Below are 16,908 nucleotides of genomic sequence, written 5' to 3'. Positions count from 1 at the left end.
GTTGGCCAGCTGCGCGGCCAGCGTCTTGTTCGGCGCCATCACCAGGGTGGGGCGCTGGAGCTTCTCGATCATCCACGCGGTGGTGGCGGACTTGCCGGTACCGGTCGCGCCCAGGAGGACGACGTCCTTCTCACCGGCTTCGATGCGCCGGGCGAGGTCGGCGATGGCCGCGGGCTGGTCGCCGCTGGGCTGGTAGGGGCTGACGACCTCGAAGGGCGCCACCGTGCGTTCGATGTGGGAAACGGGCCGCATGCCATCCACCGTACGACCCCCCACTGACAGCCGGTCCCGATCAGCGCCTTTGCGGGGTGCGGGAGCGGTGTTCGACGGGGCCCCGGGCGCGCAGCCGCCCGCGGGCCGGGGAGCGGTGGAACGAGGGGTGGGCGGGGACGCCGGGCTTGTGCTCGGCGGGCGCCGCGGGACCGCCCATGACCACGAGCGGATCGAAGATCACCACGATGCCCGCGAGGACGAGGAGGGCGAGCGGACCGACCATCATCGGCCCGAGCAGGGCGGCCGCGGGTTCTCCCGCGGTGGGGTCGGAGGTGCCGTGGACGTGCACGTTCAGGGCGGCCATTCCGGTGTAGTGCATGCCGGCGACGGCGAGTCCCATGACCAGGCTCGCGCCCACGCTCCACAGGAAGCCCCTGGCCCGTCCGGCCGCCCAGAGGGCGGCGGTGGCGGCGGCCATGGCGATGGCCACGGACACGGCGACGGTGGGGACGTCGTACTCCAGGCGTCCGTCGAGGCTCATGCCGGCCATGCCGAGGTAGTGCATCGAGGCGATGCCGAGGCCGGTGACGGTGCCCCCGGTGAACAGGGCCGTTCCGGACGCGCCCCGGTAGCCGACGATGAAGATCCCCGTGCCCACCATGACGATGGCGACGGCGAGGCTCGCGAACGTCATCGCCCGGTCGTAGTGGATCGGTGTCCCCTCGATGGTGAAGCCCATCATCGCGATGAAGTGCATCGTCCATATGCCGGAGCCGATGGCCGCCGTCCCCAGGGCGAGCCAGCCGGGGCGCCAGGAGCGGGTGACCGTCATGGCCCTGGTGGTGCAGCGCAGGCCCAGGGCACCGCCGAGACAGGCCATGAGATAGGCCACCAGCGGTGTGACCAGGCCGTAGCTGAATCCGTCGACCGTGCCCTGCATGCGCGGCTGCCCTTCCCGCCCTGTGCGTCCCGGAATTCCCGATACAGATCCCCCTCCCAGGACCGCACCGGCGGCCAGGGTTGGCGCAGAGAGTATGACCCCCACCGGAACGGTCGAACGACTTTCCGGCAAAGAGACACGTCCCTGCCCCACATGTGTGCCCTCAGTGTGCGGACTACGGGCCTCTCCGTTCAATCCGTGGCCATCCCGCCCCCCTCTCGCGTTGACCGTCGGCTGCCACAGTGGAACCGTCAGTGATCGTTCGACGCGAGGAGTACGCATGCACGCACGCGCTGTCGCCGCATCGACCACCGCGCTCCTGGGAACCGCCGCCCTCCTGCTCCCGCTCTCCCCCGCCCGGGCCGCCGACGACGGCGCACGCCCCTTGGTGATCGCCCACCGGGGCGCCTCCGCGTACGCGCCCGAGAACACCCTGGCCGCCGTCGACAAGGCGGCCGCGCTCGGCATCGACTGGGTGGAGAACGACGTCCAGCGCACCAAGGACGGCGAACTCGTCGTCCTCCACGACGACGGCCTGCAGCGCACCACCGACGTCGAGGAGGTCTTCCCCGGCCGGGCGCCGTGGAAGGTGAAGGACTTCACCCTCGCGGAGATCGCCCGCCTGGACGCGGGCAGCTGGTTCGACCCCGCGTACGCGGGCGCGCGCGTGCCGACGCTCGAGCAGTTCGTGAACCGTGTCGAGCGGCACCACCAGAAACTGCTGCTGGAGATCAAGAACCCGCAGCTGTATCCCGGTATCGAGCGGCAGACCCTCAAGGTCCTGAGCAACGAGGGCTGGCTCGACCGCCGGCATGTGAAGCACCGGCTGATCGTGCAGAGCTTCAGCGCGGACAGCATACGGACCGTCCATGAGCTGAAGCCCGCGGTGAAGACCGGCTTCCTCGGTACGCCGCCCGTGGCGGACCTGCCCTCGTACGCGGCCTTCACCGACCAGATCAACCCCTCGCACGGTTCCCTCTCCGCCGGGTACGTCGCTGCCGTGCACACCCTCGACGGGGCGCACGGCAAGCCGCTGGAGGTCTTCACCTGGACCGTGAACGACGCGGCGGCCGCCCGGCGGGTCGCCGGGTTCGGGGTCGACGGGATCATCACCAACACGCCCGACGTGGTGCGGGACGCGGTGGGCGGCTGAGGCGTCCGCCCGCGCCGCCGCTCCTCACCTCCCCTCGCCCGGCGTTGTCAGTGGCGGGTCGTACGGTGGGGCGCATGGACAGCCATGGGCAGTACGAGCAGCGGGTCGTGTGGGCCGTCGTCGGCACCGGGATCGGCCCGCTGCTGCTGGCCGCGACCCGTGAGGGCCTGGTCAACGTCGTGTTCCACGCCACGGACGCGGTGCGCGACAGCGCGCTGAAGCGGCTGGCGTCCCGGCTCGGCACCGAGCCCGTCGAGGAGCCCGGCTCCCCTCTGCTGGCCGAGGCGATACGCCAGCTGAAGGCGTACTTCGCGGGTGAGCGGCACGGTTTCGATCTGCCGTTGGACTGGTCCCTGATCTCGGGCTTCAACCGTGAGGTGCTGCGGGAACTGGCCCGCGGGGTGCCGTTCGGCACGGTCGTCGGGTACGGCGATCTGGCGGGGCGGGTCGGACAGCCCGGCGCCGCCCAGGCCGTGGGCATGGCGATGGGCGCCAACCCGCTGCCGGTGGTCGTGCCCTGTCACCGGGTCGTGGAGAGCGGCGGCGGCATCGGCGGGTTCGGGGGCGGGCTGGAGACCAAGCGCCGGCTGCTGGCCCTGGAGGGCGTGCTGCCCGAGCCGCTGTTCTGACGGCTCGGGCGGCGTGGCCGCCCGGCGGGGCCTCCGGTCAGTCGTAGTGGCGCGCCTCGAGGATGTTGCCGTCCGGATCGCGGAAGTAGAAGCTGCGCTTGGCCAGGCCGCGCGCCCCGAAGGAGTCGTACGAGAGGTCCGTCACCGGTACGGACTGCTCCTCGAGACGGCCGCGGAGGGTGTCGAAGTCGTCGGCCGGCAGGGACAGGCAGACGTGGTTGACGGGGTGGCCGGAGCTCTCGGCGGCGCCGGGAAGCATCGTCGCGCGTTCCGCCATGGCCAGCGGCATGAGGTCGAGGATGGTCTCCTCGTTGACCCGCACCGAGGGGAAGGGCGCATCGCCGGCGGAGAAGTCGGTGAGCCTGACGGACTCGAGGCCCACCGCCTTTTCGTAGAAGCCGGCGGCGGCGATCGGGTCGCGCACCCAGAGGACGACGTGGTCGAGACGTGCCGTGTGATCCGTCATATGTTCCAGCCTCCGCGACGGCCGCGTCGGCACGCAAGGGTTTGGCCCGGCCCGCGGCCCGCCAGAGATGAGGGGAGACCGGCAGACAGGAGGCAGGCGCGTGGTGCTCATGGTGTCCGAAGAGGTACGGGAGGCGGTCGCCGCGGGCCGGCCGGTGGTGGCCCTGGAATCCACGATCATCGCGCACGGGCTGCCCCGGCCGCGCAATCTCCGGGTGGCGCTGGAGCTGGAGGCGGCCGTACGGCAGGAGGGTGCGGTACCGGCGACGGTCGCCGTGCTGGACGGGCGACCCCGTGTCGGCCTGGACAAGGAGCAGTTGGAGCGGGTCGCCAACGAGGAGGGCATCCGCAAGCTGGGCCATCGTGATCTGCCGCTCGCGGTGGCCGGCGGGGCGAGCGGGGCGACCACGGTGTCGGGCACCGCCCTGCTGGCGTCGCTGGCGGGCGTACGGGTGTTCGCGACCGGAGGGCTCGGCGGGGTGCACCGGGAGTGGACGGTGACCCAGGACGAGTCGGCCGACCTGGGTCTGCTGGCACGTACGCGGATCACCGTGGTGTGTGCGGGGGTGAAGTCGATCCTGGACGTGCCGGCGACGTTGCAGCGGTTGGAGACCCTGGGGGTCGCGGTCGCCGGGTACGGCACGGACCGCTTCCCGGGCTTCTACCTCTCGGATTCGGGGCATCCCGTGGACTGGCGGCTGGACACTCCGGCGCAGGTGGCGGACGTCATGCGGGCGCAGGACGCGCTGGGCGGGCCCGGGTCGGCGCTGATCGTGGCCCACCCCGTCCCCGAGGACGAGCAACTGGATCCCGAGGTGCACGCACGCGTGCTCGACGAGGCGCTGCGCGCCTGCGAGACGGAGGGGATCACCGGCCAGGCGGTCACACCGTTCCTGCTCGACCACCTGGTCCGCCGCACCGACGGCGCCTCCCTCGCCGCCAACCTGGCGGCGGTCCGGGGCAACGTCCGGCTGGCGGCACGCGTCGCGGCGGCGTGGGCCGCCGGGGAGTGACGGGGCGGTGCGGGGCGGGGCGCTGCTGGTCGTCGGTGACGTGATCACGGACGTGGTCGCCCGGCACCGGGGACCGCTCGCCCCGGGGACGGACACGGCGGCGGCGATCCGGACGCTGCCCGGCGGCGCGGGGGCCAACGTGGCCTGCTGGGCGGCGCGTCGGGGCGGCGTCGAGGTGCGGCTGCTCGGCCGGGTGGGGGCGGACGCGGCGGCCTGGCACGAGCGGGAACTGGCCGCCCGGGGGGTGCGCCCCCTGCTCGTCGTCGACCAGGAAGCGCCGACGGGGACGGTGGTCTGCCTCGTCGACGAGGACGCGGCCGGCGAACGGACCTTCCTCACCGACAGCGGCGCGTCGCTGCGGCTGGGGCCCGGTGACTGGTCGGACGCGTTGCTGGACGGAGTGGCGCGGCTGCACCTGTCGGGCTATCTCCTGTTCACCGAACCGAGCCGTGCCCTCGTCGCGGTGGCCCTGAAGGCGGCACGCGCGCGTGGGGTGCCGGTGAGTCTGGATCCGGCGTCGGCCGGATTCCTCGTGCGGTTGGGCGCCGACCGGTTCCTGACGCTGGTCGAGGGCGTGGACGTCCTGCTGCCCAGCCGTGACGAGGCGTGCCTGCTCGCGGGGTCGTCCGATGCGGCGGACGCGGCGGCGCGGTTGAGCCGGCACGTCCCGCTGGTGGTGGCCAAGCAGGGGGCGGAGGGCGCCCTGCTCGCGCGGTCCGGCGAGGTGTGCGCACGCGTCCCCGCCGTGCGGGCGGTCCCCCGGGACACCACAGGCGCCGGCGACGCCTTCACGGGCGCGTTCCTCGCGGCCCTGCTCACGGGCGCCGACCCGGAGCAGGCGGCGCGGGAGGGGTGCGGGGCGGGCGCACAGGCGGTGCAACGGACAGGGGGCCGCCCGCCCGCGCTCGACTGACGCACGACGCTCCGGTGCCGGGTATCGCGGGATGCCGCGAACCGCGCGGCGACGGGAGGCGTCGAAACCGTCGGGCGGCCGGTCCGAGCGGACCGGGAAGGGACGGACCCGGGCAGAACGGGATGAGGCGGAACCGGATGGGCCGGAACGGGCGAACTCCGTTCGTCCACAGCCGGGAACCAAACGGAACGGCCTGCTCCCACAGGCCCGCACGCGGTGCGCGCGGGCCTGGCAGACTGGCGCGCCAAGGCGCGGGAAGCGGGAACGGCGCGGGGGAACCACGCAAGGAGAGCCGGATGTCCATGGCAGGAAATCTGCGGAAGGTCACGAGTCTCGGCAGGGTCGGCGGCCTGCGCAGGATGGCCCGGTTCGCCCGGCGGCGCCCCCGCGTGGATCTGAGTCACCCGGCCCGGTCCCCGCTGGGCTCCTCGGTGGTCAACTGCGTGACGTACCAGGGCGGTCGCCGCACCTCCGCGCGCGAGGACCTGGTGGACGCCGTGAAGCAGGTGCGCGAGGGCGGGGACGGTTTCCTCTGGCTGGGCCTGCACGAGCCGACGAACCGGGAGTTCGCGGGCATCGCCGAACTGTTCGACCTGCATCCGCTGGCGGTCGAGGACGCGGTCGAGGCCCATCAGCGCCCCAAGGTGGAGCGGTACGGCGAGACCTTGTTCGCGGTGCTCAAGACGGTCTGCTACGTCGAGCACGACGAACTCACCGCCACCAGTGAGGTGGTGGACACCGGCGAGATCATGGTGTTCGTCGGCGAGGACTTCGTGATCACCGTCCGGCACGGGCGGCACGGTTCGCTGGGGCCGCTGCGCGAGGAACTGGAGTCCGACCCCGAACATCTCGCCAAAGGACCGTCCGCGGTGCTGCACGCGATCGCGGACCACGTGGTCGACGACTACCTGACCGTCATCGACTCGGTGCAGGAGGACATGGACCAGGTCGAGACGGACGTGTTCGCGGAGCACGGCGCGCGGGTCGATCCGGGCCGCATCTACCAGCTCAAGCGCGAACTCCTCGAACTGAAGCGGGCGGTGGTGCCGCTCGGCCGGCCCCTGGAGGAGCTCGCCACGCGGCCGATCCGGGTGGTCGCCCCGGAGATACAGGCGTACTTCCGTGACGTCTCCGACCACCTGCAGCGGGCGAAGGAGCAGATCGCGGCCTTCGACGAACTGCTCAACTCCATCCTCCAGGCGCATCTCGCCCAGGTCACCGTCGCGCAGAACGAGGACATGCGCAAGATCACCGCGTGGGCGGCGATCATCGCGGTGCCGACGATGGTCTGCGGGATGTACGGCATGAACTTCGACCACATGCCGGAGCTGCACTGGCGGTACGGATACGGCATGGTGATCGGCGTGATCTCCGTGGCCTGTCTGCTGCTGCACCGGGCGTTCCGGCGCAGCGGCTGGCTCTGATCTCCGTCCCGTGCCTCCCCGCGCGGCGGGCCGCGGTCAGTCCTCGGCGGTCCGGGCGTAGACGTTCCCGGCCCAGGTGGCGATCTGGTCGTCCGACAGGTGCCGGGCGAGATCGGCCTCGCTGATCATGCCGACGAGGCGCTTGTTGTCGATGACGGGAAGCCGGCGGATCCGGTGCGTCTGCATCTCCTGGAGGACCTCGCCGATGTCGGCGTCCGCCTCGATCCAGCGCGGTGTCCCCTTGGCCATGTCGCCGGCGGTGACCCGGGCGGGATCGTGTCCCACGGCGACGCAGCCGACGACGATGTCGCGGTCGGTGAGAATGCCGCACAGCCGCTCGTCCGCGTCGCTGATGGGCAGGGCGCCGACGTTCAGCTCGCGCATCAGCTGGGCGGCGCGGTCGAGGGTTTCGTGGGCGGGGATCCACTGGGCGCCGCGGTGCATGATGTCTCCGGCGGTGGTCATGGAGTACCTCCCGGTGCCGGACGGCCGGCGCGGCGCGGGACGCACCGCGAGTCCCGGCGCCCTTCATTCTCGCCGCCCCGCCCGCCGACGGCACCCGCAGAAGACGGCCCGGACCGGGCGTCCGGCCGGCAGACCGCACGCTCCGCCGGGCCCGCCTCCCCTCGCGCCCGGGTCCCGGCGGCCTCAGCCGCGCCACGCCGGGTGCCGGGGATCGTCGGCCCGTACCAGCACGTCCGCCGTTCCGGCGGGGTCCGTCTCCCGCTCGTAGCGTGCGAAGGCGGGGAGGGTCCAGTGCTCGGCCTCGGGGGTGCGGCGGCGCAGGGCGCCCGGGGAGAGGAGGACGTGAACGGTCAGATCGAAGGGGAACCAGTGACGCAGGAGGAGCGGACCGTGCAGCAACAGCACGCCGCCGGGCGGGAGTCGGACGTAGGGGCTGCGGGTGGCGCGGTCGGTGACGGGGTCCCACAGGTCGGGCAGGACCCGTCCGCTCCCGCCGGGTTCGAGGGGACCGAACACCTCACGCCACAGGGCTCCGGTGTCGTACCAGCCGCCGTAGTAGGACTCCACGTCCTGGTGGCCGTACTCGAGGCGGACGGAGGCGGGGCGCAGAAAGCCCTCGGTGCCCACGACGAGGCAGGGGCGGCCGCGTATCCGCAACGCCTCGGCGATCCGCTCGGCGAGGTCTCCCGGACGGGCGGCGGGGGCACCGTCGACGGCGAGCCGCGCCCAGGGACCGCCGTCGGCCGTCTTCAGCTCCAGCAGGCGCTCGGCGATGAGGTCGCCGAGCCGGTCCCAGGTGATCGCTTCCAGTCGCACACGGCCCATGATGCGTCAACGGCCGGGCCGGCCGCGCGGACGCGCGCCGGGTGCGGCGCACGGTGCCCGGCACGTGGCCCCCGCCCCCCGGGGGGAAGGAAAGACCTATGGCGCCCCGCACAACTCCTCCTCCCCGCTCCGGACTTGTCGTCCACCAGCCGCTCAGGAGACGGCACTGCGCCGGCTGCCGCCGCGGCCCCCTGTCCCTGCTCGTGGTGGAAGACGGTGCGCCGCGCTGTCTCGACTGCGCCGATCTGGGCCATCTCGTCTTCCTGCCGCGCGGCGACACGGCGCTCACCCGCAGGGCGCGGGAGGAGAGCGCGCTGTCCGCGGTGGTCGTGCGGTTCAACCGGCGCAGGGGCCGGTACGAGCGGCAGGGCGTCCTGGTGGAGGAGGAGGCGCTGGACCGGGCCGAGCGGCGCTGTCTCGCGGACGCCGAGGCACGCCGGCGGCGCCGGGTACGGGACGCACGGCGGCGGGCGGCCGAGGACGAGCGGTTCACCGATGCCTTCGCGGCGGAGATACGGCGGCTGTTTCCCGGGTGCCCTGCCGAGCGGGCCCGGGCCGTCGCCGCGCACGCCTCGGTCCGGGGCAGCGGACGGGTGGGCCGGAGCGCGGCGGGCCGGGCGTTGTCCGAGGGGGCGGTGATCTCGGCGGTCGTGGCGTCCGTACGGCATCTGGACACCCCGTACGATCGTCTGCTGATGGGCGGGGTGCCCCGGCACGAGGCGCGGCGGCGGATCGCCGCGGCCGTGGAGACGGTGCTGGCGGGTTGGTCGGAGACCCGGCTGGATTCCGCCGGGTGACGGGACGTGCCGCCGTCGGCGGTGCGGGGGGCGCCGGCGTGCGCACGGAAGCCGGTGTCCCCCGGGGCCTCGCTCCGTGGTCCGGTGCCGGACGGTCCCGGCCGCCGCCCGTGGACGCTCGCGCATGCCGCCGCGCTCCCCGGCCATGGCCGGGCGCGCTCTCTTCGCCTTCACTCGGGGTGACGGTGGAGACGGTGATGGCCGGACGTGATGCCGGCCGACGGGGGAATGGACGACATGATCGATGGGCCGTACTTCGTACTGACGGCGCTGGGCGTGCTCGGGACCGGGCTGGTGGCCGGGGTCTTCTGCGGCTTCTCGGCCTTCGTGATGAGAGGGCTCGCGGCCCTGCCGCCCGCGCAGGGCGTGGCCGCGATGCAGGCGATCAACGTGGCGGCGGTGCGGCCGGCCTTCATGGTGCTGTTCCTCGGCTCGACGGTGCTGTGCGCGGTGCTCACCGTGGTGACGTTCGTGCGGTGGCCGGACGAGGGGGCGGTCGAGTCGCTGGTGGGCGGCGCGCTGTACCTGCTCGGGTCCTTCGGGCTCACCGCGGTCGCGAACGTGCCGCGCAACGACGCGCTGGCCCGGCTCGACCCGGGAAGCGCGGAGGCGTCCGCGTACTGGCCGGCCTATGTGCGCGAGTGGTCGCTGTGGAACCACGTCCGCGCGCTGGCCTCGGCCGGGGCGGCGGTGGCGTACCTCCTGGCGCTCACCTGACGGACCCGCCGTACCGGCCCTCGGGAAAGCGCTGTCCGGCACCCTGCGGGCCCGCGCGAGGGGACGTATCGTGGCCGGAGGACGGCCGGAGACGACCAAAGGAGTGCCGCCCGGCGACGCACGGTCCGTCACCCGCGCACGCAAGGAAGACGGCCATGGCCGATCCCAAGGGTTTCCTGACCACACCGCGCCAGGACTGGCCGCGCAGGCCCGTGGAGGAACGGGTCCGGGACTGGAACGAGGTCCATGTCCCCGGGGCGCTGCTGCCCCTCATCGGCCCGCAGGCCGACCGCTGCATGGACTGCGGTGTCCCGTTCTGTCACGACGCCTGCCCGCTGGGCAATCTGATCCCCGAGTGGAACGACCTGGTCTCGCGCGAGGACTGGCGGGCCGCGGCGGAGCGGCTGCACGCCACCAACAACTTCCCGGAGTTCACCGGCCGGCTGTGCCCCGCGCCCTGCGAGGCGGGCTGTGTCCTCGCCATCAACCAGCCGGCCGTCACCATCAAGAACGTCGAGTGCGCCATCGCCGACCGGGCCTGGGAGGAGGGCTTCGCACCGCCGGCCCCGCCGGAGCGGCTCTCCGGCCGGACGGTCGCGGTCATCGGCTCGGGCCCCACCGGACTGGCCGCGGCCCAGCAGCTGACCCGGGCCGGTCACACGGTCGCCGTGTACGAGCGGGCCGACCGGATCGGCGGGCTGATGCGGTACGGCATCCCCGAGTTCAAGATGGAGAAGCACCGTCTGGAGCGGCGCATCGAGCAGATGCGGGCCGAGGGCACGAAGTTCCGTACGTCCACGACGGTCGGGCGCGATGTCGACGCCGCCGAGCTGCGGGCCCGTCACGACGCGCTGGTGATCGCCACGGGGGCGACCGCGTGGCGGGAACTTCCCGTACCGGGACGCGAACTCGCCGGGATCCACCAGGCGATGGAGTACCTGCCGCTGGCCAACCGGGTGTGCGAGGGGGACCTGGAGTCGTCACCGCTGTCGGCCGCGGGCAGGCATGTCGTCATCGTCGGTGGCGGTGACACGGGCGCCGACTGTCTGGGCACGGCCGTGCGGGAGGGCGCCGCGTCCGTGACCCAGCTCGACATCTACGCCCGGCCGGGCACCGAGCGGGACGACGACGCCGAGCCCTGGCCGACGTACCCGAAGCTCTACCGGCTGTCCGCCGCGCACGAGGAGGCCCGCGACCTGCGCACGGCCCCGGCGGCGGACGCGGACGCGCGCCTGTTCGCGGCGTCCACCCTGCGCTTCACCGGTGACGCGGACGGGCACGTGCGCGCACTGCACCTGGCCGAGGTGGACGCCGGGCGCCGGCCCGTGCCGGGTACCGAACGCACCCTGCCCGCCGATCTCGTGCTGCTCGCGCTCGGCTTCTCCGGACCGGACCGGGAGGACGGGCTCATCGACCGGTTGGGCCTCACGCTGGAACCGCGCGGCACGATCGCGCGGGACGCCGGGTTCGCCACCGCCGTGCCGGGCGTGTTCGCGGCCGGGGACGCCGCCCGCGGGCAGTCGCTCATCGTGTGGGCGATCGCCGAGGGCCGCGCGGTGGCGGCGGCCGTCGACCGCCACCTGACCGGCGGCACGACACGGCTCCCGGCGCCCATCGGTCCGTACGACCGGCCGATGACGGTCTGACCGGCACCGGACAGTCACCGTGCCGGTCCCACCGAACGCCGTACACGACAGGCGCCCGCCTGCGAGCCCCGGCCGGACACGGCCCGGACCCGGCCGAACGCCGCGCGGGCACCGGGCACACGCCCCACGAACCCGGCCGCAGGCGGAGCGGCGCCGGAACCGGGGGCCCGTGCCGCACCGCTCCGCCGGCGGCACGGGTGCGGCCCACGGGCCCGGTACGGATCCGGACCCGTGGGCCGCCGGGGGTCAGGGCTTGCGCCCCACCGCCCCGTAGCCCGGGATCACGCCGTCGTCCTGTCCCTCGACCGGCTCCCCCAGCTCGGGGTGCCACTGGTGCGGCACCTGGACGCCGGGCTCGACCAGGTCGAGACCGTCGAAGAAGCGGGCGAACTCCTCGCGGGAACGCAGCGCCAGGGTGACACCCGCGGCCTTGAGCTTCTCGGTGGCCGCCTTCGACTCCTCGGGGGTGAAGTCGGCCGTCGCGTGGGTGACGACCAGGTGGCTGCCGGAGGGCAGGGCGGCCAGCAGCCGCCCGACCAGGTCGTGCGCCCCGTCCTCGTCGGGGACGAAGTGCAGCAGCGCGATGAGCGACAGCGCGACCGGCTCCGTGAGGTCGAGGACCTTCCGCGCGCCCTCCAGGATGGTGTCCGGATCGCGCACGTCCGCCTGGATGTACTCGGTCACCCCCTCGTCCGTGCCGCGCAGCAGGGCCGCCGCGTGGGCCAGCACGATGGGGTCGTTGTCGCAGTACACGACGCGCGCGTCGGGTGCGATCCGCTGGGCGACCTGGTGGAGGTTGGGCTCGGTGGGGATGCCGGTGCCGATGTCGAGGAACTGACGTACGCCCCGGCCGGCCAGCCAGCGCGTGGCCCGGTGCATGAACGCCCGGTTCACCCGCGCCATCACCGGCACCCTCGGGTCCAGGGCCAGCATCTGCCGGCCCATGGCCTCGTCGACCGGGTAGTTGTCCTTGCCGCCGAGGTACCAGTCGTACATCCGCGCGGGATGCGGCCTGCTCGTGTCGATCTCGACGGGGTGCTGCCCGGTCATGACGGACTCCATAAGTCTCTGCAACTGTTAGTGGTCAATTCAGTGCCAAGTCAGGGGGAACAAACGACAGGACGGACAACAGACCTCAGGACAGCAGGAAATCCGCCTCTCCCGCCTTCGCTCCCTCGATGAAGGCCGTCATCTCGGCGGAGGTGTAGATGAGCGCCGGTCCGTCCGGGTCGGTGGACTGCCGTACGGCGATCCGGCCGTCGTCGAGCTTCATCGCCTCCAGGCAGTTGCCTCCGTTGCCGCCGCTCCACGGCTTGTGCCAGCCCTCGCTGCCCAGCTCCCGCGCGGGCATGCCGTTGTAGATCCGCTCGGTGCGGGCCCGCGGCTGGGGCAGGGACTTCAGGGACTCCACGAGTTCCATTCACAGCTCCTTGCGGAGATCCCGGAGGATCTCCTTCGTGCGATGTGCCGTAGCGGCCTGCGCCGCCATGCGGTCCATGACCTCGAGATGGGTCGCCACCTCGGAGCGCGCGTCCAGGTAGACGGCGCCGGTCAGGTACTCGCTGTAGACCATGTCCGGCAGTTCGGGCATGGCAAATCGGAACAGCACGAACGGTCCGTACGTGCCGGGGTGCGGCCCGCCGGCGAACGGGGCGACCTGCAACGTCACGTGGGGCAGCTTCGTGACCTCGAGCAGCTTGTCGATCTGGGCACGCATCACCTCCGGGCCGCCGACCGGGCGGCGCAGCGCGGTCTCGTCCATCACGACCCACAGCCGGGGCGCGTCCTCGCGGGTGAGCAGTTCCTGCCGTTGCATGCGCAGGGCGACGTGGCGCTCGATGTCCTCGGGCTGCGTCTGCCCGATGGCACCCGAGCGCAGCACCCCGCGCGCGTAGTCCTCGGTCTGGAGCAGTCCGGGGACGAAGTGGGGTTCGTAGCTGCGGATGAGGGAGGCGGCGCCCTCCAGGCTGACGTACATCGAGAACCAGCCGGGCAGGATGTCGTGGAAGCGCTGCCACCAGCCGGGCCGGTTGGCCTCCTCCGCCAGCTGCACGAACGCGTCGGCCTCGTCGTCGGAGACGCCGTACGCCTTCAGCAGGAGCTGGAGGTACGGGATCTTCAGCGCGACCTCGGCCATCTCCATGCGGCGGACGGTGGCGGGGGCGACACGGAGGATCCGGGCGGCTTCCTCCCGCTTGAGCCCCGCGCGTTCCCGCAGGTCCAGCAGGCGCCGGCCGAGGACGACCTGGCCGACCGTCGGCGCGGACCGCGGTTCGCTCACGCTCCACCTCCACGAAAAAGAATTGCCGGACAGCCCGGCGGCGCCATTCGAGGACCCGCTCCGAGGATCCGTCCGCCCGATCACCGGTTCGAACAGACCTTCGGCGATCTCAACTGGCGCCGCGCGAGGTGCTGTTGCGAGCAGTGTGCCACGGCCGTCCAGACCGTCACACAGCACTCTGCATTTTTCAGAGTGACACTTGCCAAGTGTTCACGGCGGGGCGATAGTGGCAAGCGTGATTCCGTCCGCGCCCTTAGGAACAGACGCCGCCGCGGGCCCCCTCGGCCTCGGCGCCGCCTCGGAAGCCGACCCCGCGGGGGCCGCTGCCGAGCGCCGGTTCCGTTTCGAACTGGCCGCTCATCCGGGTTCCCCCGCTCAGGCCAGACGTCTGACGAGGGCGCGGCTGACCGGCTGGTCGGTGTGCGAGGACACCTGCGACACGGCGGCCCTGGTCGTCTCCGAACTGGTCACCAACGCCGTCGTGCACACGGCGAGCAGCCGCATAGTCTGCGAGCTGCACGACGGTGACGATCTCCTGCGCATAGCCGTACGGGACGAGGGCTGCGCGCCGGGTCAGCCGCAGGCGAACACCCGGCAGCGGCCGGAGGAGGAGCACGGCAGGGGCCTGCTCCTCGTCGACGCCCTGTGCCACTCGTGGGGCGCCCACGAGCACGGTCCCGGGTTGTTGGTCTGGGCCGATCTGCCCCGCGAGACCGACACCCCGCGCGATCCCGCGGAACCCCGCAACGACCTGGGCTGGGGTGCCCGCCCGAAGCCCGGACCGCCCCACGGCCCGGACGACGGTGACGGCGACGACGGTGAGCCCGACGGGCCGCACCGCGCGGCGGAGAACCTGGCCGTGCCCCCGCCACAGCACCGCCGGGACGGGGGACGGACGTGACGGGCACGTCCGGTACCCGGGTGCTGAGCCTGAACACTCTGGTCCGCCTCCAGCGCGGACGCCACGCTCCCGGGACGCTCCGCCGGCTTCCGGTGCCCGACGGCATGACGGCCCCGATGGGCTGCGACGCGGTGGCGGTGCCCGCCCGCTTCGGCCCGCTGGTGCTGCCCCGGCTGCCCCGGGTGGGCTGCGTCTACGCCGACGAGGCGCACTGGTGGTGGCTGGTCCCGTCCGATTCGGACTACGCCATGGAGTGGCCCGCCCCCGCGCGCTACGCCACCGGCGCCGTCCTCCCCGACGCCCCGGACCTGCCGGACCTGCCCGGCCTGATCCACCGCCCCGACGGCACGCTCCCCTACACGCCGCCGATCCCTCTCTATCTCGCCCTGTGCCGCCTGACGGGCACCACGCCGACCTGGTCCCGCCCGATCAGCGCGTAACCGGCGGGCCGGCGCCCTTCCCACGCCGTCCGGCGTTCCGGCCGTCCGGAACGCCGCACACCGCGATCCGGGGAGGTCTGCGGCGGGAGGCACACAGGACTCCGGTGACCCGGGGCCGCGGTCACCGGATGCGAGCGGACCGGGCGCGGACCGGCTCCGGCCGGCCGCGTCGATCGCCGAGGCCCGCGCGGAGGCGGTGGTCGAGGATCCGCCGCGCGGTCCGGACACCCTGCCGGCCCGGCGCCTCGGTGGAGGCCACCAGGTGTCCGGGGCAGTGGCAGCGGCCGGGGATCGCGCGGACCCGGTGCACGTGCTCGACCGGGCCGGCCGGTGGAGTCGGGGCGCCGGACGAGCTGCCGGCCGCGGGCCGCCTCCGCACGGGGCCCTACGCGCTCCGGGCGGAACAGTTCACCGGGGCACCCTCCTCGTCACCGGCCGGGAAGGCGCCGTCGCCGAAGGCGGGCCGAACCGGCTCACGCCGTCGCGTCACCGCCGTCGCCGCTCCGTACGATCACCAGGAACATGTCGGTCGCGAGGTCCATGACAACCTCGGCGGGCAGGCCCTCCAGACGCCGCGCCTGCGCGAACTCCTCCGCCGGCCAGGACCCACGCGGCCCACCTGCGGGAAAGCGTTCGAGCACCGTTCGCCCGTTCACCCTGCCACCTCCATGTAGCGCTGTACTCGTAGAGTTAAACGCCAACCATGGGGCGGACGCCTCGTCCGGTGACGGTACTGAGACGTAGTTGACACCCGTTCACCGTCAAGCGTGAGCGAGCTCTCAGCTTTTCGGAGCAATCCGCCACTGTCCGTATCAGTCGTCGTACTCGTCGTGATGACGGACGCACTCGCTTCCCACAGGCACCCCGAGAGCCGACGCGCGCCCCTCGGGTTCCTCCCACTCCTCCTGCCGGCCGAGCGCGGTGAGGTCCAGCAGGCTGGTGGTCGAGCCGAGCCCGTCGAGGCCGCGCCCGTACGTCGAGTAGGTGTGGAAGACCCGGTCGCCGTCCCGCAGGAAGCAGCTGAGGCCGGGCCGCTCGACGAGCTCGCCCTCCTGGTCGAGGGTCGCCTCGAAGTCCTCGTTGAAGTCGCCGAGGTGCGAGGAGTACCACGGCAGGATCCAGCCCATCCGCGCCTTGAACGGCAGGATCCTCGTGTACGGCGCCCGGGAGACGGCCGCGAACGTGGTGCCGCGCGCGTGCAGGTGGGCGAGGTGCCCGATCTGGTCCAGGAAGGCCGAGCAGCCGCGGCACCCGGCGTCCCACTCCGGGGCGAACATGAAGTGGTGGACGATGAGCTGCTGCCGTCCCTCGAACAGATCGAGCAGCGTGGCCTTCCCTCCCCCGAGCCCTCGGCTCCGCTCGAGCGGGGAGGTGCCCCCGCCGCCCTCGAACACGTACTCCCGGTCGATCTCCACCATGGGCAACCGGCGTCGTTCGGCGTTGAGAGCGTCCCGCGCGCGGGTGACGGCCTTCTCCTTGACCAGCAGTTCCTCGCGCGCCGCGCGCCACTGGGCGCGCGAGACGATCTCCGGAAGCGACATGGTTCCTCCTGTGCGACGGTCCCGTCGCAGAAGGTGACTGCCGGAGGGAGCGGAACTCATCGCCCGCCCGTGAGATTCCTTCGGCGTCAGGTGCCGTACTCCTGGATGCGCCGACCGTGGCCCCGGTCGACGAGGGCGGGCAGCCGTTCCTCCAGCTCGCGCACCACCGCCGGGACGTCGAGGGTGAGCAGGTGCCGGTCGCGCATCAGGACCCGGCCGTCGACGACGGTCGTGCGGACGTCGGCGGCACGGGCGCTGTGCACCAGCGTCGCGGCGAGGTCGTGCACCGGCCGGGTGTGCGGGCCGGTGAGGTCGACGAGGACGATGTCGGCGCGGCGGCCGGGGGCGATGCTGCCGATGTCCTCGCCGAGGCCGACCGCCCGGGCGCTCTGCAGCGTGGCGTGGTGCAGCGCCTGGCGGGAGGTCAGCCACCGGGGGTCGCCCTCCGTCGACTTCTGGATCAACGAGGTGAGCGCCATCGACTCCCACACGTCGAGGGAGTTGTTGGATGCGGCGCCGTCCGTGGCGAGTCCGACGGGGATCCC

General features: G+C 73.0%; 21 protein-coding genes. 10 read left to right on the top strand and 11 right to left on the bottom strand.

The genetic code is table 11. The features are described from left to right. Positions 1-252: DEAD/DEAH box helicase family protein (locus tag RIM90_RS24235; RefSeq protein ID WP_309062876.1), on the bottom strand; the 252-nt coding region annotated here is incomplete at its 3' end. Positions 253-292: 40 nt separating this feature from the next. Continuing rightward, on the bottom strand, positions 293-1,153 hold the full coding sequence (locus RIM90_RS24230; RefSeq protein WP_309062875.1) for an MHYT domain-containing protein: 861 nt from the start codon (positions 1,151-1,153) through the stop codon (positions 293-295). Positions 1,154-1,433: 280 nt separating this feature from the next. Here RIM90_RS24230 and RIM90_RS24225 point away from each other — a divergent pair, with 280 nt between their 5' ends. Next, complete coding sequence (locus RIM90_RS24225; protein WP_309062874.1) at positions 1,434-2,306, top strand: glycerophosphodiester phosphodiesterase family protein; 873 nt, start codon at positions 1,434-1,436, stop codon at positions 2,304-2,306. Between the two features lie 74 nt (positions 2,307-2,380). Then, on the top strand, positions 2,381-2,935 hold the full coding sequence (locus tag RIM90_RS24220; protein WP_309062873.1) for a methylated-DNA--[protein]-cysteine S-methyltransferase: 555 nt from the start codon (positions 2,381-2,383) through the stop codon (positions 2,933-2,935). Positions 2,936-2,972: 37 nt separating this feature from the next. Here RIM90_RS24220 and RIM90_RS24215 read toward each other — a convergent pair whose 3' ends face one another. Next, the gene (locus tag RIM90_RS24215; RefSeq protein WP_309062872.1) at positions 2,973-3,401 is read right to left on the bottom strand and encodes a VOC family protein; all 429 of its coding nucleotides are present in this window, start codon (positions 3,399-3,401) and stop codon (positions 2,973-2,975) included. Between the two features lie 100 nt (positions 3,402-3,501). Between RIM90_RS24215 and RIM90_RS24210 the strand changes: the two genes are divergently transcribed. The 3 genes from RIM90_RS24210 (at position 3,502) to RIM90_RS24200 (ending at position 6,750) form a co-directional block, all read left to right on the top strand. Then, positions 3,502-4,413 (top strand): pseudouridine-5'-phosphate glycosidase, encoded by a 912-nt coding sequence (locus tag RIM90_RS24210; protein ID WP_309062871.1) that lies wholly within the window; start codon positions 3,502-3,504, stop codon positions 4,411-4,413. Between the two features lie 7 nt (positions 4,414-4,420). After that, a complete protein-coding gene (locus tag RIM90_RS24205; RefSeq protein ID WP_309062870.1) occupies positions 4,421-5,326 on the top strand; it encodes a sugar kinase in 906 nt (301 codons plus the stop codon). Positions 5,327-5,622: 296 nt separating this feature from the next. Next, positions 5,623-6,750: a magnesium and cobalt transport protein CorA gene (locus RIM90_RS24200; protein ID WP_309062869.1), complete on the top strand. Its 1,128-nt coding sequence runs from the start codon at positions 5,623-5,625 to the stop codon at positions 6,748-6,750. Positions 6,751-6,786: 36 nt separating this feature from the next. Here the strand turns inward: RIM90_RS24200 and RIM90_RS24195 are convergent, their stop codons facing one another. Both RIM90_RS24195 and RIM90_RS24190 read right to left on the bottom strand, forming a co-directional pair. Continuing rightward, positions 6,787-7,215 carry a CBS domain-containing protein gene (locus tag RIM90_RS24195; protein WP_309062868.1) on the bottom strand — a complete coding sequence of 143 codons (429 nt, stop codon included), beginning with the start codon at positions 7,213-7,215 and terminating at the stop codon, positions 6,787-6,789. A gap of 183 nt (positions 7,216-7,398) precedes the next feature. Next, a complete protein-coding gene (locus tag RIM90_RS24190) occupies positions 7,399-8,031 on the bottom strand; it encodes a uridine kinase (protein ID WP_309062867.1) in 633 nt (210 codons plus the stop codon). A gap of 107 nt (positions 8,032-8,138) precedes the next feature. On the opposite strand from RIM90_RS24190, the gene RIM90_RS24185 reads away from it, so the two are divergent. The 3 genes from RIM90_RS24185 to RIM90_RS24175 all read left to right on the top strand — a co-directional run bounded on the left by RIM90_RS24185 (position 8,139) and on the right by RIM90_RS24175 (position 11,200). Beyond that, positions 8,139-8,837 carry a DUF2293 domain-containing protein gene (locus tag RIM90_RS24185; RefSeq protein ID WP_309062866.1) on the top strand — a complete coding sequence of 233 codons (699 nt, stop codon included), beginning with the start codon at positions 8,139-8,141 and terminating at the stop codon, positions 8,835-8,837. A gap of 237 nt (positions 8,838-9,074) precedes the next feature. Continuing rightward, positions 9,075-9,554: an anthrone oxygenase family protein gene (locus RIM90_RS24180; RefSeq protein WP_309062865.1), complete on the top strand. Its 480-nt coding sequence runs from the start codon at positions 9,075-9,077 to the stop codon at positions 9,552-9,554. 155 nt (positions 9,555-9,709) lie between these two features. Continuing rightward, positions 9,710-11,200 (top strand): glutamate synthase subunit beta, encoded by a 1,491-nt coding sequence (locus tag RIM90_RS24175; RefSeq protein ID WP_309062864.1) that lies wholly within the window; start codon positions 9,710-9,712, stop codon positions 11,198-11,200. A 246-nt stretch (positions 11,201-11,446) separates the two neighbouring features. Here the strand turns inward: RIM90_RS24175 and RIM90_RS24170 are convergent, their stop codons facing one another. From RIM90_RS24170 to RIM90_RS24160, 3 genes are all read right to left on the bottom strand, one after another. After that, positions 11,447-12,250: an SAM-dependent methyltransferase gene (locus tag RIM90_RS24170; RefSeq protein WP_309062863.1), complete on the bottom strand. Its 804-nt coding sequence runs from the start codon at positions 12,248-12,250 to the stop codon at positions 11,447-11,449. A gap of 85 nt (positions 12,251-12,335) precedes the next feature. Then, the gene (locus RIM90_RS24165) at positions 12,336-12,620 is read right to left on the bottom strand and encodes a DUF397 domain-containing protein (RefSeq protein ID WP_309062862.1); all 285 of its coding nucleotides are present in this window, start codon (positions 12,618-12,620) and stop codon (positions 12,336-12,338) included. After that, a complete protein-coding gene (locus RIM90_RS24160; RefSeq protein ID WP_309062861.1) occupies positions 12,621-13,481 on the bottom strand; it encodes a helix-turn-helix transcriptional regulator in 861 nt (286 codons plus the stop codon). It abuts the gene before it with no gap. 226 nt (positions 13,482-13,707) lie between these two features. Between RIM90_RS24160 and RIM90_RS24155 the strand changes: the two genes are divergently transcribed. Both RIM90_RS24155 and RIM90_RS24150 read left to right on the top strand, forming a co-directional pair. After that, positions 13,708-14,382 (top strand): ATP-binding protein, encoded by a 675-nt coding sequence (locus tag RIM90_RS24155; protein ID WP_309062860.1) that lies wholly within the window; start codon positions 13,708-13,710, stop codon positions 14,380-14,382. Then, complete coding sequence (locus tag RIM90_RS24150) at positions 14,379-14,822, top strand: hypothetical protein (RefSeq protein ID WP_309062859.1); 444 nt, start codon at positions 14,379-14,381, stop codon at positions 14,820-14,822. The genes RIM90_RS24155 and RIM90_RS24150 overlap by 4 nt, the downstream gene beginning before the upstream one ends. Before the next feature lie 473 nt (positions 14,823-15,295). On the opposite strand, the gene RIM90_RS24145 is transcribed toward RIM90_RS24150, so the two are convergent. From RIM90_RS24145 to RIM90_RS24135, 3 genes are all read right to left on the bottom strand, one after another. Next, positions 15,296-15,478 (bottom strand): hypothetical protein, encoded by a 183-nt coding sequence (locus RIM90_RS24145; RefSeq protein WP_004989479.1) that lies wholly within the window; start codon positions 15,476-15,478, stop codon positions 15,296-15,298. Between the two features lie 156 nt (positions 15,479-15,634). Continuing rightward, positions 15,635-16,363 (bottom strand): DUF899 domain-containing protein, encoded by a 729-nt coding sequence (locus tag RIM90_RS24140; RefSeq protein ID WP_309062858.1) that lies wholly within the window; start codon positions 16,361-16,363, stop codon positions 15,635-15,637. Positions 16,364-16,449: 86 nt separating this feature from the next. Further along, positions 16,450-16,908, bottom strand: a 459-nt coding sequence (locus RIM90_RS24135) for an amidohydrolase family protein (protein ID WP_309062857.1), incomplete at its 5' end; no start/stop codon positions are given.

It is taken from the genome of Streptomyces sp. (genome assembly GCF_031181555.1).
In the GTDB taxonomy this organism is placed as follows: domain Bacteria; phylum Actinomycetota; class Actinomycetes; order Streptomycetales; family Streptomycetaceae; genus Streptomyces; species Streptomyces fimbriatus.
Note: the sequence above shows the minus strand (reverse complement) of the source record. Positions and strands in the feature narration are given on the sequence as shown.

Coding starts and splice junctions, on each gene's coding strand:
- RIM90_RS24225 (WP_309062874.1), top strand. CDS start 1,434: ATGCACGCACGCGCTGTCGCCGCATCGACCACCGCGCTCCTGGGAACC.
- RIM90_RS24185 (WP_309062866.1), top strand. CDS start 8,139: ATGGCGCCCCGCACAACTCCTCCTCCCCGCTCCGGACTTGTCGTCCAC.
- RIM90_RS24180 (WP_309062865.1), top strand. CDS start 9,075: ATGATCGATGGGCCGTACTTCGTACTGACGGCGCTGGGCGTGCTCGGG.
- RIM90_RS24165 (WP_309062862.1), bottom strand. CDS start 12,620: ATGGAACTCGTGGAGTCCCTGAAGTCCCTGCCCCAGCCGCGGGCCCGC.
- RIM90_RS24200 (WP_309062869.1), top strand. CDS start 5,623: ATGTCCATGGCAGGAAATCTGCGGAAGGTCACGAGTCTCGGCAGGGTC.
- RIM90_RS24215 (WP_309062872.1), bottom strand. CDS start 3,401: ATGACGGATCACACGGCACGTCTCGACCACGTCGTCCTCTGGGTGCGC.
- RIM90_RS24140 (WP_309062858.1), bottom strand. CDS start 16,363: ATGTCGCTTCCGGAGATCGTCTCGCGCGCCCAGTGGCGCGCGGCGCGC.
- RIM90_RS24195 (WP_309062868.1), bottom strand. CDS start 7,215: ATGACCACCGCCGGAGACATCATGCACCGCGGCGCCCAGTGGATCCCC.
- RIM90_RS24175 (WP_309062864.1), top strand. CDS start 9,710: ATGGCCGATCCCAAGGGTTTCCTGACCACACCGCGCCAGGACTGGCCG.
- RIM90_RS24220 (WP_309062873.1), top strand. CDS start 2,381: ATGGACAGCCATGGGCAGTACGAGCAGCGGGTCGTGTGGGCCGTCGTC.
- RIM90_RS24170 (WP_309062863.1), bottom strand. CDS start 12,250: ATGACCGGGCAGCACCCCGTCGAGATCGACACGAGCAGGCCGCATCCC.
- RIM90_RS24230 (WP_309062875.1), bottom strand. CDS start 1,153: ATGCAGGGCACGGTCGACGGATTCAGCTACGGCCTGGTCACACCGCTG.